We start from the raw sequence: 14,533 nt of genomic DNA, 5'->3' as shown, positions 1-14,533 counted from the left end.
CGACGGACGAGACGGCCGGTGACACGACGCCGCGCACCGGGACGGCCATCGATCACGGGGCCGGCGGTCACCCCGGCGGGGGACCGGCTCCCGGCCCCGCCACGACGACGGCGTATCGGCGTCGGGGAGTGAAACCGCCGGCTCCGCCGGCCGTCACGGCACGTGTCCGGTTCCTGGCGCATTGACATCGGCACTCCAGCCACAGCAGACTGTCGCGACAACTGAACCACCGCGTGTGCGTGCGGGGGAAGACCGGTCGAAGTCCGGCGCTGGCCCGCAACGGTAGGCCGCCCAGTGAATTCTGCGGCGGCGAGCCCGAATACCCGTCGTACGCGTGAGTCCGCTCCCCACCCGTCGTGGCCCACGGGTCGGAGTCCCGATCGACCCGGCGTTGCCGCGTCGGTTCGGGCTTCTGACGACCGCCGGGCCGGAAAGGCGCTTCCGATGGTCGTCCGCCGAAGCCGGCACCGCCTGCTCGCGCTCCTCTGCGGCGTGCTCGCCGCCCTCACCCTCGCCACACCGGCCGTCGCCGCACCCGAGCGCGCCGGGGTCAGCCGCCCGGAGGCCGCCGCCGGCTGGCTCGCCCGGCAACTCGTCGACGGCGAACGCTTCGAGGCCGTCTTCGACGGTGTCGCCTACCCCGACCAGGGGCTGACCCTCGACGCCGTGTTCGCCTTCGCCGCCGCCCGCGCCGCCGACGACTACGGTGCCGACGCGCTGGCCTGGGTCACCCGGCCGGACATCCGCGACGGCTACCTCGGCGACGGCGTCACCGAGGCGTACGCGGGCGTGACCGCCAAGCTCGCCCTCGCCGTGCAGGTGCGCGGCGGCGACCCGGCCGACGTCGGCGGGGTGGACCTGATCGCCCGCCTGCGCTCGCTCCAGACGACGGCCGGCCGGTTCAGCGACCGATCCGCGTACGGCGACTACAGCAACGCGTTCAGCCAGTCCTTCGCGCTGCTGACGCTGGAGCGCACGGCGGCCGGGGCGCCACCGGCGGCGGCCGCCTGGCTGGCCGGCACCCGCTGCCCGGACGGCGGCTACCCGCTGCTGCCCGCGCAACCGGTCTGCACGTCCGACGTGGACGCCACCGCACTCGCGACGCAGGCGCTGCGCGCCGCGGGGCGTCCGGCCGACGCCGCCGCCGGGCTGCGCTGGCTGGTGTCCGTGCAGCGCGCCGACGGCGGCTTCACCAACGCCGCCGGCACACCGAACGCCAACAGCACCGGTCTCGCCGCCCAGGCCCTGCGCGACGGTCGCCGGCCGCTGGCCTGGGTGCGGGCCCGGGCGTTCCTCGCCGGACTCCAGGTCGGCTGCGCCGGGGCGCCGGCCGACAGGGGCGCCGTCGACTTCGACGGCGGCACGTTCGACCCGGCCACCGCACCCCGGGCCACCGCCCAGGCCGTCCTCGGTCTCACCGGGACCGGCTACGCCCGCTTGTCCGCCGCCGGTGCCGAACCCGCCGCACCGGCCCCCGCCTGCCCGTGAACCCCGTCGCCGCCCACCCGATCACAGGAGGACCCGTGTTCCGTCACCGTTCCGCAGTCCGTAGCTGGCTGGCCGGCCTGCTGGCCGCCGTCGTGGCCGGCGTCGTGCTGACCGCAGCCGAACCCGCGCCCCGGGCGGCGCACGCCGCCGCCTGCACCGGCACCTCGGGAGTCACAGTGGTCGTCGACTTCGCCGCGCTCGGCGGCGGCGTCCAGGTCGGCTGTGCACCGGGCGATCCGGCCACCGGCCTGGCCGCCCTTCAGTCCGCCGGCTTCACCGTCACCGGCACCGCCCGCTGGGGCCTGGCCTTCGTCTGCCGGATCAACGGCAAGCCCACCGCCGCGACCGAGCCGTGCGTCAACACCCCGCCGGCCACGGCGTACTGGTCGTACTGGCACGCCCCCAGCGGCGGCTCCTGGTCCTACAGCACGTCGGGAGCGACCGGCTACAACCCCGCGCCGGGCAGTGTCGAGGGCTGGTCCTTCGGCGCCGGCGCCCCGCCGAGCATCGCCGCTCCCTGAACCGCCGGCTGCAAACGGTGTGACCAGCGGCGCACCGGGTACCGGCCGCTGCCCTGGCGTCGTCGCGCGCCCGGGCGGTACGGTGTCGGCACCCGGTGCGCCGGGCACACAACTGCATACGTCCCGTGCGGGGGAAAGCCGGTGCGAAGCCGGCGCTGACCCGCAACCGTGAGCGAGAGCCCGCCTCTCGCGAGCCGGAATGCCCCGCCCGGGACGAGCGGCTTCCACTGTCGAGGTCTACAGGGTGAAGTCCGGGCCGCCGAGGTCCGACCCACCCCGCCCACCGCAGCACGCGGAGCGGGGTGTCCGTCTCCTCGGGGCGCTTTCCGGAGCTTCACCGACCGCTCTGCGAAAGGCACCCCTGATGCCCCTGTCCCGGCGTCTCACCACCGGTCTCGGTATAGCCACGGTGACGACTCTCGCCGCTATCACCGGCGCCCCGCTGACCGTTGTCGCGGCACCCGCCCCGGCACACGGCACAGCCGCCCGCGACGCCGCGTCCTGGCTGGCCGGCGAGTTCACCGACGGTGCGCTGCCCGGCCCGTTCGCCCCCGAGGACTGGGGGCTGACCATCGACGGGCTGGTCGCGCTGTCCGCCACCGGCGTCGACGCGCCGACCCGGCAGGCGGCGACCGCGCAGGTCGCAAGACACGTGCGGTCCTACAACAGCTACGACGACTGGGGCATCGAGGGCTTCACCGACGGCGGGGCCACCGCCAAGTTGCTCTACGCCGCCTCCGCCGCCGGCGCGGACCCCACCGGCTTCGGCGGCTACGACCTGCGGGCGGAAACGCTGTCGCTGGTCGCCGCGGCCGACGCCGGGCACCAGCGGGGGCGGATCACCAGCCGTACCACAGCCGACAGCGGCCCGGACGCCAGCAACACCTTCGACCAGTCCTTCGCCGTGCTCGGCCTGGCCCGCAGCGGCGACCTGCCGCAGGACACCGTGGACTTCCTGATCCGGCAGCAGTGCGCGGCAGGTGGCTTCCGGCTCTACCCGGACACCGCCGACGGGCCGTCGCCCTCCTGCGACGAGCAGCCCGGCGCCACCCTCGACGTCGACTCGACAGCGATGGCCGTGCAGGCGTTGCTGGCCGCCGCCGAGGACGGCGCCACCGGCGCCCGCGACGCCGCCCGAGAGGGCGCCGACTGGCTGGTCACCCAGCAGCACGCCGACGGCTCCTTCGGCGGCTCGGGACCGACCACCGGCGCGAACTCCAACAGCACCGGCCTGGCCGGGCAGGCCCTCGCCGCCGCCGGACGCGACGACGAGGCCGCCCGGGCGGCGAAGGCCCTGACCGCGCTGCAGCTCACCGCGGGCAACGGCGGGGCGGCCGCCGCCGACGCCGGCGCGATCGCCTACAACACCGACGGACTCACCGCTGCCGCGGCGGCCGGGATCACCGACACCGACCGGGACCAGTGGCGCCGGGCCACCGCGCAGGCGTTGCTCGGGCTGGTCCAGGTTCCGCTGGGCCGGATCGGCCTCGACCCGCCGCCCACGTCGAATCCCACCCCGACCGGCACGGCCTCGCCCACCGCGCCCGCCTCGCCCACCGCGTCTCCCACACTCACCACGTCGCCTCCGCCGACCGGCACGGCCGGCCCGACGCCGAGCGTGACCAGTCCTCCGGCGACACCCGCGCCGACGACCGCGGCGCCGACCACCGCCGCTCCGCCGATCACGACCCCGGCCGCGTCAGGGCTGGGCGGCCTGCCGACGACCGGCGCGGCGATCGGTGGCTACCTGCTGATCGCGCTGCTGCTGATCGGTGGCGGAGTGGCACTGCTCGTGCTCGGCCGACGGCGGGCGGGATGAGCCTCCGCGCCGCCCGCGGCGCGCTGGCCGTCGCCCTGGTCACCGCGGGCACAACGATCGGACCGGGCAGTCCTGCGGCGGCCGCCGGGTCGGCCGGCTACTGCCCGGACGCCTCCGGGGTCACAGTCGTGGTGGACTTCAACGAACTCGGCGGCGGGACGGTGGTGCGCTGCGCGCCGGGCACCCAGGCCACCGGCCTCGCGGCGCTCAAGAACGCCGGCTTCCCGATCACCGGAACGCTGCGTTGGGGTGAAGGGTTCATCTGCCGGATCGACGGCAAGCCGTCGGCCGCGACGGAGAAGTGCGTCGACACGCCACCGGCGAGCGCCTACTGGTCGTACTGGCACGCCCCGAACGGCGGCAGCTGGACGTACAGCGACAAGGGCGTGCTCAATCGCAGGCCGGCGGCCGGCAGCTTCGAGGGCTGGTCGTTCTCCCTCAACCGCAACGCCGCTGACGCGCCTCGTCCCGGCGTCGCGCCGAAACGACCCGCCCCGCCACCGCCACCGCCACCGCCACCACCACCGCCACCACCACCACCCTCTCCGCCTCCGCCATCCGCGGGCGGCGGGCCGGTGGCGCCACCACCGGCGGGAGGAACCGTCGTACCGCCGCCGGTCGCCGGTGGCCGGCCCGGTGAGCCCACCCGGCCGGCCGGCACCTCCGGCCCGCCGGCCTCCGTCGGCCCGCCGGCCTCCGCCGGCACGTCACCGACGGCCGGTACGCCGACCCTGGCGGCGACGCCGGGTGCTGCCACCGGTACGGCACCGCAGGGCTCCTCCGGGGAACCGGTGGTGACCGATGTCGCCGCGTCCCGTGACGACGACGGTCTGCCGCTGGGCACGATCGCCGGGGTGCTGCTGCTCGCCGTGCTCGCCACCGGCGCGCTGGTCGCGGCCCGGCGGCGCCGTGGCGCCGGCCCGGATGACTGACGCCGCGGTCACGGGGTCGCCGACCGCCGGCGCCGGGCGTTCGCCGGGCCGGTGGTCGGTGTGGTGGCTACCCCGGGGGCTGCACCCGGGCGCGTGGTGGCTGTGGGCGCTGGGCCTGGCCACCGCGGCCAGCCACACCACGAATCCGCTGCCGCTGGCCCTGCTCGTGGCGGTCGCCGGTCTGGTGGTGGTGCGCCGCCGGGGCGACGCGCCGTGGGCGTTGGCGTTCCGCATGTACGTCTGGCTCGGCGTGGTGATCGTCACGATGCGGGTGGTGTTCCGGATCGTGTTCGGCGGCGGCCAGGGCGAGCACATCCTGGTCCGGTTGCCGGAGATCCCGCTGCCCGCGTGGGCGGCGGGCATCCGCCTGTTCGGGCCGGTCGCCGTCGAGCAGGTCCTCGGTGGCTTCTACGACGGGCTGCGGCTGGCGACGATGCTGATCTGCCTCGGTGCGGCGAACGCACTGGCCAACCCGAAACGGCTGCTCAAGGCCGTACCCGGTGCGCTGTACGCGGTCGGCACCGCCATCGTGGTCGCGTTGTCGGTCGCCCCGCAGCTCGTGGAGAGCGTGCTGCGGGTCCGCCGGGCCCGGCGGCTGCGCGGCGCGTCCGGCCGGGGAATACGGGCGCTGCGCGGGGTCGCCCTGCCGGTGCTGGCCGACGCGTTGGACCGGTCCCTGGCCCTCGCGGCGGCGATGGACTCCCGCGGTTACGGCCGCACCGCGGCGGTGCCCGCCGGGCAGCGAACCGTCACCGGGGCGCTCGTCCTCGGCGGGCTGGTCGGCGTCTGCGCCGGAACCTACGGGCTGCTCGACACCGCCGCACCCGGCTACCTGGGGCTGCCGATGCTCCTGGCCGGACTGACCGCCGCCGTGACCGGCATGCTGCTCGCCGGCCGCCGGGTCCGCCGCAGCCGGTACCGGCCGGACCGCTGGCGCCCGGCCGAGCTGCTCGTGGCCGGCTGTGGCGTGGTCGCCGCGGCACTGACCATGCTCGCCGGCTCGGTGGACCCGGAACTGCTCTACCCTCCGGTCAGCCCGCTCACCTGGCCCCAGCTGACCCCGCTGATGCTTCTCGCCGTCGGCGTGGCGGCGGCACCCGCCTGGCTGGCGCCACCACCGCCGACGGCACGTGCCGGACGCCCGGCGGTGGACCGGCCGATCCCCGTCACGGACGTGCCGGCAGAGGGAGAACGCGCCGCGACGGCGACCACACCGGGAGACCGCCCATGATCACTTTCGACCGGGTCACCGTGCACTACGCCGAGGGCGGCCCGCCACCGCTGCGGGACGTGACGCTCCGCATCGAGGAGGGCGAACTCTGCCTGGTCGCTGGCCGTACCGGTGCCGGAAAGTCGACGCTGCTACGGGCGATCAACGGTCTCGTCCCACACTTCACCGGCGGCACCCTGCACGGTGCCGTCACCGTCGACGGCAGGGACACCCGCACGCATCCGCCGCGCGACCTCGCCGACGTCGTCGGCGTGGTCGGCCAGGATCCGCTGGCCGGCTTCGTCACCGACACCGTCGAGGAGGAACTGGCGTACGGGATGGAGCAACTCGCCCTGTCACCCGCGGTGATGCGCAAGCGGGTGGAGGAGACCCTGGACCTGCTCGGCATCGCCGACCTGCGCGACCGGCCTCTGCGGACGCTGTCCGGCGGGCAGCAACAGCGGGTCGCCATCGGCGCGCTGCTCACCGCGCATCCCCGGGTGCTGGTGCTCGACGAACCGACCTCCGCACTGGACCCCACCGCCGCGGAGGACGTGCTCGCCACGGTCACCCGGCTGGTGCACGACCTCGGAGTGACAGTGGTCCTGGCCGAGCACCGGCTGGAGCGCGTGCTGCAGTACGCCGACCGGCTGCTGTACCTGCCCGGCGACGGCCACGTCCACGACGGGACGCCGGCAACCGGGCTGGCCCGCATCGACATCGCGCCACCTTTGATCGAGCTGGGTCGCCTCGCCGGCTGGACACCGCTGCCGCTGTCGGTCCGCGACGCCCGCCGACGGGCGTCCGACCTGCGGCACCGGCTCGCCGGCGTGGAGCCGCCGCCGGTCCCGGCGGCCGCGGACACCGGTCCCACACTGACCGCGCGGAAGATCGTCGTACGGTATCCGGGGACCGTCGCGGTGGCCGGTGTCGACCTCGATCTGCGCGCCGGCCGGGTCGTCGCGTTGATGGGCCGCAACGGATCCGGCAAGTCCAGCCTGCTCTGGGCGGTGCAGGGCAGCGGCCCCCGCCACGGCGGCACCGTCGCCGTGACCGGGCCGGAGGGCACTGCCGACCCGAAGGCCCTGCCGGCCGGTCAGGCCCGCCGGCACGTCGGCCTCGTCCCGCAGAACTCCGGCGACCTGCTCTACCTGGAGACCGTCGACGCGGAGTGCGCCCAGGCCGACCGGGAGACCGACGCGCCGGCCGGCACCTGCCGGGCGCTGGTGGACCAGCTCGTCCCCGGCTTGCCCGGTGACCGGCACCCCCGGGACCTGTCCGAGGGACAGCGGCTCGCTCTCGCGCTCGCCGTGCAGCTCACCGCCGCTCCGCCGGTGGTCCTGCTCGACGAGCCGACCCGCGGCCTGGACTACCACGCCAAGCGGCAGTTCACCGCCGTGATCCGGATGCTGGCCGGCAGCGGCCGGGCCGTGGTGGTCGCCACCCACGACGTCGAACTCGTCGCGACTCTCGCCGACCGGGTGATCGTGATGGCCGAGGGGGAGATCGTCTCCGACGGCACCACCGCAGAGGTCATGCTCGCCTCGCCGGCGTTCGCGCCGCAGGTGGCCAAGGTCCTCGCCCCCGCACCCTGGCTGACAGTGGAACAGGTCGCCGCCGCGCTCGACGAGACCAGGGCGCCGGCATGAGCGTGCTGCGGGTCGCCCCGCGTACCGCTGTGGTGCTGAGCCTCGCCTCGGCCGCCGCGCTGGCCACCTTCACCTGGCCCTTCTTCGTCCCCGCCCACCCGGAGACCACCGCCCGCACCGGCGAGGCGCCGCTGGTCTTCATCGTCATGCTGCCGGTCCTCGTGGCGCTCGTCCTCGCCGAACTCACCTCCGGCGGCATCGACAGCAAGGCCCTGGCGATGCTCGGCGTACTCGCCGCCGTCAACGCCGCCCTGCGCCCCCTGGGCGCGGGGACCGCGGGCATCGAGACCGTGTTCTTCCTGCTCGTCCTCGCCGGCCGGGTCTTCGGACCCGGCTTCGGGTTCCTGCTCGGCGCCACGTCGCTGTTCGCCTCCGCCCTGCTCACCGCCGGCGTCGGGCCGTGGCTGCCGTTCCAGATGCTCTGCGCCTCCTGGATCGGCCTCGGCGCCGGCCTGCTCCCGGCCCGGCTGCGCGGCCGGGCCGAGGTCGCCGTCCTGGCCGGGTACGGGGTGCTCGCCGCCTACGGCTACGGCCTGCTGATGAACCTGTGGTTCTGGCCGTTCAGCGTCGGCGCGGACACCCAGCTGTCCTACGTCGCCGGCGCCCCCGTACTGGAGAACCTGCACCGCCTCGCTCTGTTCACCGCCGTCACCTCCACCTTCGGCTGGGACACCGGCCGCGCGATCACCACCGCCGTGGCGATCGTCCTCGCCGGTCCGGCCGTCCTCGCCGCGCTGCGCCGTGCCGTCCGGCGGGCCGCGTTCGGCGCGCCGGTCACCTTCGCCGCGGCGTCCGACCCGCCCACGCGCCGGGCGGACGGGGACGACGGGACAGCGCCCGGCATCCCGCAGTCCTCCCCGCAGGCGACGGAGGGAGTTGGTTCACCGCGGACTTCGCGACCACCAGGCCTTCGGGTGGAGCGTCCCTGAGGAGACGGCCGGTGGCACCGGGGTGCTGTGGGCGCGCGTTCCTGCTGCCGGTCGGGCCCGCCGTACTGCGGGCGGTCGGCGAACGCCGGCGCGGCGTCCAGAAACGGCGGATGAGCGTGCAGAGCAGGCGGCGTCTGTGACCGCGGGGACTGTGCAGACAGCGGCCGACCGGCTGATCGAGGGGACGCGCCGGCGAGTGCCTCCCGTCGTCGTGCTCGGCGGGCGGTCCCGGCGGAGGCGTCGGATACTGAGCCGATGACGAACCCCGACCTCGATCCCGAGGTGTACCCGCCGATCGACCCCCGTGAGGACGCCCCGGACGACCCCGGCGAACTCCTCCCGGACACGCCCGGCGAACTGCCCGAGGCGCCGGTTGAGCCGATGCCCGACGACGGGGAGCCCGGGGGCGTACCCGAACCGGCCTGACCGGCCAGCACCGGGGCGCCCGACAGATCGACGATGATGGATAATCCTGTGGTGACCGGCGCGCCGACCGCAGGGGAGACCGGATGAGGATCGTCGACGCCCGGGTGATCGTGACCTGCCCCGGCCGGAACTTCGTGACCCTGAAGGTCGTCACCGACGCCGGCGTCACCGGCGTCGGCGACGCCACCCTCAACGGCCGGGAACTGGCCGTCGCGTCCTACCTGCGTGACCACGTCGTGCCGCTGCTGATCGGGCGCGACCCGGCCAGGATCGAGGACACCTGGCAGTACCTCTACCAGGGGTCGTACTGGCGGCGCGGGCCGGTCACGATGAGCGCCGTCGCCGCCGTGGACACCGCGCTGTGGGACATCAAGGGCAAGGTCGCGGGGCTGCCGGTCTACCAGTTGCTCGGCGGCCGGTCCCGCGAGGGCGTGACAGTGTACGGGCACGCCAACGGCGAGACCGTCGACGAGGTGCTGACCGAGGTCGCCCGCTTCGTCGGCCTCGGCTACCGCGCGGTGCGGGTGCAGTGCGGTGTGCCCGGCCTGCCCCGGACGTACGGCGTCAGCGCCGACAAGATGTTCTACGAGCCCGCCGACAACGCGCTGCCGACCGAGACGACCTGGTCGACGGAGGCCTACCTGGCCCACGTGCCGGGCGTGTTCGCCCGGGTACGCGAGGAGTTCGGGCCCACCCTCCGGCTGCTGCACGACGTGCACCACCGGCTCACCCCGATCGAGGCGGCGCGGCTCGGCAAGAGCCTGGAGCCGTACGCGCTGACCTGGATGGAGGATCCCGTCCCGGCGGACCTGCAGGAGGGTTTCCGGATCGTCCGCTCGCACACCACCACGCCGATCGCCGTCGGCGAGGTCTTCAGCGGCATCTGGGACGCCGCCCAGCTCATCCGGGAACAGCTCATCGACTACGTGCGCACCACAGTGGTCCACGCCGGCGGGATCACCCACCTGCGACGCATCTTCGACCTCGCCGCGCTGCACCACGTCCGCAGCGGCTCGCACGGAGCCACCGACCTGTCCCCGGTCTGCATGGCCGCCGCGCTGCACCTGGACCTCGCCATCCCCAACTTCGGCCTGCAGGAGTACATGCGGCACACCGAGGCGACCGACGAGGTGTTCCCGCACGGCTACCACTACGAGGGCGGCTACCTGCATCCGGTCGAGACTCCGGGACTCGGGGTGGACATCGACGAGCAGGCGGCGGCACGCTACCCGTACGCACCGGCCTACCTGCCGGTGAACCGGCTGGCGGACGGCACAGTGCACCCCTGGTGAGCGCGCCGGTTCAGTGGATGCGGCGACCGTGCGCGTCCGGCGCCCCGGACTTGCGGAAGAAGTAGGTGTTGATCTGGTCCCGCCACTCGACGGCGCTGCGGAACTGCTCGTCGAGGCGCTCGGCAACCCGGTCGTGGACGGCCGGGTCGACCGCCCCGGCGACGAGCCGCCACCGTTCCCGCATCGCCGCCACCTCCTCCACCCCGGCGAAGTGTGTGTCGTAGATGTGCTGGATCACGGTACGGCCACTGTGCAGCACGTGCCGGTACGGGACGTGATGGAAGAACAACAGCAGTTCGTCCGGGCAGCGCTCGCGTGACTCGTACACCTCCGACCACGGAGGCGGGTACTGGCCGGTGAAGCCGGTCCCGGTCGCCCGGGTCCGGTCCACCCCGACGCCGTCGCGGTCGGCGAAGTGGTACGTGCCCCACGGGGTGTACTCGTAGCCGTCCACGTCCGGGCCGTAGTGGTGGCCGGGCCGCACCATGAACCCGACGCCGAGCGGGGCGGTGTAACGCTCGTAGGTGCGCCAGGAATCGTCCATGACCTCGTGCATCGTCCGCCGCACCGCTTCCGGATCGCCGGTGGTGACCGGCAGCCAGGTCAGGTCGATCCACTCGTCGAGGATCGAGCCGGGATCCAGCAGCGGATCCCAGGCGAGCCGGCCGAAGGCGTACAGGTTCGCCTGTGCCAGCGGGTGCCCGGTCCAGAACGGGTCGTCGCCCACGTTGGCCACTCCGACCAGGCCGCCACCGGTGCCCGCCCGGCCGGCCGCCACGTCGGCGATCGTGCCGCCGGCCGCGCCCCGGGGCCGGAACCGCAGCACCTCGCTCCACCAGGGTCCGAGGTAGCAGACGTGCCGCTGCTGGCCGGTGTACTCCTGCGTCGCCTGCACCTCCACCGCCAGCCGGGTGGCCGGCATCGCGGCGAGCACCGGGGACACCGGTTCGCGGGCCTGGAAGTCCATCGGGCCGAACTTCACCTGGAGGATCACGTTGTCGGCGAAACGTCCGTCCAGCGGCGCGAAGTGGTCGTGGGCGGCCCGGGCCCGGTCGGTCGACCGGTCCCGCCAGTCCTGGCGGTGGTCGTAGACGAACGCCCGCCAGTGCACCACGCCTCCGTGGGGGGCGAGCGCCTCGGCGAGCAGGTTCGCGCCGTCGGCATGGTCGCGCCCGTACGCGAACGGGCCGGGCCGGCCCTCGGAGTCGGCCTTCACCAGATAGCCGCCGAAGTCGGGGATCCGCAGGTAGACCCGCCGGGTGGCGGCGGCCCACCAGGCCCGTACCCGCTCGTCCAGCGGATCGGCGGTGGGCAGGCCGCAGAGGACCACCGGGGCGGCGAATGTCACCGACAGATGCACCCGGATGCCGTACGGGCGGAGCGCCTCGGCGATCTCCGCGACGTCGCCGAGCCGGTCGGTCAGCAGCCGCGCCTCGGTGTCGTGCACGTTGACGTTGTTCACCGTGACGGCGTTGACGCCGCAGGCGGCGAGCAGGCGCCCGTAGTCGCGGAGCCGGGCGGGCTCGCGCCGGGCGGCGCCGTCGCGCCAGAACAGGGAGCCGCCGGCGTAGCCCCGCTCGACCTGGCCCGACACCGGGTGTACGGCCACGTTGTCCCAGTGGTCGAGCATCCGCCGGTCCAGCGCCGGTCGGTGCCGCCGCGCCGGAAGGTCCCCGTCGAAGGCCGTCACACCGAGCCGGACCACGTGGAACAGCCCGTACAGCAGGCCGGCCGGCGCGTCGGCCAGGACCACTGTCACCTCGTCCACCCGCGCCAGCAGGTACCCCTCGTCGCCGAGGGAGCCGTCGCCGGCGCCGTTCACCGCCGGTGTCGCGCCGAGCCGGGCCGCCTCCGCCGCCGCGTTCGGCACCGGGCCGGCCCCGCGCAGGGCCAGCACCAGGTCGGCGTCGACCTGCCACGGTGGACCGTGCCAGAGCCGCCCGCCGTACCGGGCACAGGCCCGGCTCACCTCGTCGAGGACGGTGTCGACCAGGAGCCCCCCGCCGTGTACCAGCACCCCGCGGGAGCCGAGTTCGCGGAACACCGCGGGCGGGAGCCAGGCGGCGTGCCAGGCCGACTCGCCGGCGTCCGCAGACGCCCGGCCGGTGACCGGAACGCTCATGCGGTGAACTCCGCCCGGATCTCGTCGATCATGGGGTCGCCGATCCGCAGCAACGCCAGCACCAGGAGCGCGGCGATCAGGGCGAGGACCGCCTCGGAGAACACCGCTGTGACGGCGGCGGTGGCGGCCAGCAGCACGACGTTGCCGCATGTGACGCCGGGTTTGCGCGCCAGGTAGTAGAGGGCGAGCCGGAGCACGTCGCGGGTGCGGAAGGTGAACAGTGAGACGATCACCAGCGCGTTGACCCCCACCAGGACCACCCCCGCCCCGACCACGACCAGCGGCACGGCCCACCAGCCGGGGACGGCGGCGGCGGGCAGGTTCGCCAGGTTGACCGCGATGACGGCCAGCCACAGCAGCGTCGGCGCCCAGACGCGCAGCACGCCCGGCAGGTTGGCCCGGTAGGCCCGGAGGAACGTGGCGGCGGGCCGGAGATCGGTGAGGTCGGGGCGTTGGTGCCGCAGCGTGTGCAGCGCGGCCGAGACCGCCGGACCGAGCGGCAGCGCGGCGGCGGCGACCAGCGGGAGGTTGCTGCTGTCGCGGTCGAGCAGCAGGAGCACGGCCAGGCCGGGCAGCATGCTCACCAGGAGCAGCAGCTCGACCACGAGCAGGGTGTGGACCACCGCGGCGGCCCGCGACAGCGGCCCGTCGCCGAACTCCCGCGGCCCGCCGGTCGCGCGGCTCACCGTCGGTCCCCGAGCGGGTCGAGCAACCTGTCGTCCCACCACGGCGGGGTCTCGTCCACCACCGGCGTCAGCTCGGCGAGGGTCACCTCGTGCCGGGTGAGGACGAGGTCGAGGTCGGCCCGCCCGGCCGCGACCGGCAGGGCGCGATGGGTACGGGCCGGCTCGGCGGCCTCCCGCAACGCGTCGAGCTGCCGGGGCCGTGGCGACTGCGGGCTGCCCATCTCCCGCCAGGCCGCCCAGGCGTTGCCGGCGTCCTCGCCCACCGACGAGCGGAGCAGGAACGCCGACGCGGTGCCCGGCGGGCCGATCGGAACCGACAGCGACAGGGTGTGCCGCTCGGGTGCCGGCTCCCGGCCGGTGACGTCGACCGGGGCCCAGGCCAGCACCGCGACCCGGCCGTCGGGGTGCCGGGTGACGAGGTGGTCCGGTCCGCGTGCGAGCACCTCGTCGCCGAGCCGGGCCATGAACGCGTACAGGTGGTAGGTGGGTTTCTTGATCTGCCGGTGGGTGAGCAGGCCGAAGCCGCCGTGCAGCGGCGCGGTCGGCACCCCCTCCTCCTCGAACACGTCGCTGAAGGTCCAGTAGGAGAAGGAGTCGACCAGGTCCCCGCCGCCGGCCAGCACCGGGGCGAGGTAGGCGGCGTGGAAGGCCGTGTCGTGGACCGGGTTGTCCGGCCGGTAGGAGGAGTTGAACTCGGTGATGTGCACCGGGAGGTCCGCCAGCGCGGTGCCGGCCAGGTGCCGGCGGGGCGCGGCGAACTGTTCCAGCAGGTCCGCGGCCGGGGCCAGGGTCTGCCGGGTGCCGAACGGCAGGTGCCGGGCCGGTCCGGAGGTGTAGGCGTGCCGGCTGACGAAGTCGACAGGCACGTCGCGCTCGGTGACGAACTCGGCGAACGGCTTCAGCCACTCGTCGGCGCCGGGGGAGAGGGCCGGGCCGCCGACCTGAAGCGCCGCGTCGACGTCCTTGACGGCGTGCGCCGACACCTCGTACAGGCGGTGGTAGGCGTCCTGGTCGGCGCCCGGCCAGAACGCCGTCAGGTTGGGCTCGTTCCACACCTCGACGGGCCAGCCGCGGACCTCGTCGAGGCCGTACCTGTCGACCAGGTGGGCCACCGTGGCGCGGACCAGGTCACCCCATTCGGTGTACGACCGGGGAGGCGTCACGTTGCCCCGCCACCAGAACACCGTCTGGTCGCCGGAGGCGAGCGCCGAGGGCATGAACCCCAGCTCCACGAAGGGCCGGACGCCCATCGCGAGGTAGGCGTCGACGACCTGGTCGACGTAGGTGAAGGAGTGCCGCACCCGGCGCTCGCCCCGGTACGAGTAGGGGCGGTGCACGCCGGCGCCGTCGCTGAGCAGCCCGTGCCCGCGGATGTGCCGGAAGCCGATGTCCCGCTGCACCAGCGCCAGCGAGTCCTGCTAGTCGCGTCGCAGGGCCAGGTCGAACCGGCCGGTGCCCA

General features: G+C 74.7%; 12 protein-coding genes and 2 riboswitches. Of the genes, 9 read left to right on the top strand and 3 right to left on the bottom strand.

The annotated features are described in order from the left end of the window. Positions 1–209: 209 nt before the first annotated feature. Positions 210–346: riboswitch (cobalamin riboswitch) on the top strand. A gap of 98 nt (positions 347–444) precedes the next feature. The 9 genes from O7622_RS22445 to manD all read left to right on the top strand — a co-directional run bounded on the left by O7622_RS22445 (position 445) and on the right by manD (position 10,266). Next, a complete protein-coding gene (locus O7622_RS22445) occupies positions 445–1,488 on the top strand; it encodes a prenyltransferase/squalene oxidase repeat-containing protein (RefSeq protein ID WP_282310170.1) in 1,044 nt (347 codons plus the stop codon). Positions 1,489–1,523: 35 nt separating this feature from the next. Continuing rightward, entirely contained in the window at positions 1,524–2,009 is a 486-nt protein-coding gene (locus O7622_RS22440; protein WP_282310169.1) for a hypothetical protein, read from the top strand. Between the two features lie 131 nt (positions 2,010–2,140). Then, positions 2,141–2,214: riboswitch (cobalamin riboswitch) on the top strand. A gap of 159 nt (positions 2,215–2,373) precedes the next feature. Beyond that, the gene (locus tag O7622_RS22435; protein WP_282310168.1) at positions 2,374–3,828 is read left to right on the top strand and encodes a prenyltransferase/squalene oxidase repeat-containing protein; all 1,455 of its coding nucleotides are present in this window, start codon (positions 2,374–2,376) and stop codon (positions 3,826–3,828) included. Continuing rightward, entirely contained in the window at positions 3,825–4,760 is a 936-nt protein-coding gene (locus O7622_RS22430; protein ID WP_282310166.1) for a hypothetical protein, read from the top strand. Before O7622_RS22435 ends, O7622_RS22430 begins: the two co-directional genes overlap by 4 nt. After that, complete coding sequence (locus O7622_RS22425; RefSeq protein WP_282310165.1) at positions 4,753–5,991, top strand: CbiQ family ECF transporter T component; 1,239 nt, start codon at positions 4,753–4,755, stop codon at positions 5,989–5,991. The genes O7622_RS22430 and O7622_RS22425 overlap by 8 nt, the downstream gene beginning before the upstream one ends. Further along, the gene (locus O7622_RS22420; protein ID WP_282310164.1) at positions 5,988–7,619 is read left to right on the top strand and encodes an ABC transporter ATP-binding protein; all 1,632 of its coding nucleotides are present in this window, start codon (positions 5,988–5,990) and stop codon (positions 7,617–7,619) included. The genes O7622_RS22425 and O7622_RS22420 overlap by 4 nt, the downstream gene beginning before the upstream one ends. Next, entirely contained in the window at positions 7,616–8,548 is a 933-nt protein-coding gene (locus tag O7622_RS22415; RefSeq protein ID WP_282310163.1) for an ECF transporter S component, read from the top strand. Before O7622_RS22420 ends, O7622_RS22415 begins: the two co-directional genes overlap by 4 nt. 255 nt (positions 8,549–8,803) lie before the next feature. Further along, the gene (locus O7622_RS22410) at positions 8,804–8,974 is read left to right on the top strand and encodes a hypothetical protein (RefSeq protein ID WP_282310162.1); all 171 of its coding nucleotides are present in this window, start codon (positions 8,804–8,806) and stop codon (positions 8,972–8,974) included. Positions 8,975–9,057: 83 nt separating this feature from the next. After that, positions 9,058–10,266 (top strand): D-mannonate dehydratase ManD, encoded by a 1,209-nt coding sequence (gene manD, locus O7622_RS22405; RefSeq protein WP_282310161.1) that lies wholly within the window; start codon positions 9,058–9,060, stop codon positions 10,264–10,266. Between the two features lie 10 nt (positions 10,267–10,276). Here the strand turns inward: manD and O7622_RS22400 are convergent, their stop codons facing one another. From O7622_RS22400 to O7622_RS22390, 3 genes are read right to left on the bottom strand one after another with little or no spacing between them, the layout of a single operon-like run. Next, positions 10,277–12,388, bottom strand: a complete 2,112-nt coding sequence (locus O7622_RS22400) for an alpha-glucuronidase (protein WP_282310160.1) — start codon at positions 12,386–12,388, stop codon at positions 10,277–10,279. Beyond that, the gene (locus O7622_RS22395; protein ID WP_282310159.1) at positions 12,385–13,074 is read right to left on the bottom strand and encodes a hypothetical protein; all 690 of its coding nucleotides are present in this window, start codon (positions 13,072–13,074) and stop codon (positions 12,385–12,387) included. The genes O7622_RS22400 and O7622_RS22395 overlap by 4 nt, the downstream gene beginning before the upstream one ends. Beyond that, positions 13,071–14,477 carry a xylan 1,4-beta-xylosidase gene (locus O7622_RS22390; protein WP_348774082.1) on the bottom strand — a complete coding sequence of 469 codons (1,407 nt, stop codon included), beginning with the start codon at positions 14,475–14,477 and terminating at the stop codon, positions 13,071–13,073. Before O7622_RS22390 ends, O7622_RS22395 begins: the two co-directional genes overlap by 4 nt. Positions 14,478–14,533: the final 56 nt, after the last annotated feature.

This window comes from Micromonospora sp. WMMD1076, from assembly GCF_029581475.1.
Lineage (GTDB): Bacteria > Actinomycetota > Actinomycetes > Mycobacteriales > Micromonosporaceae > Micromonospora > Micromonospora aurantiaca.
Note: the sequence above shows the minus strand (reverse complement) of the source record. Positions and strands in the feature narration are given on the sequence as shown.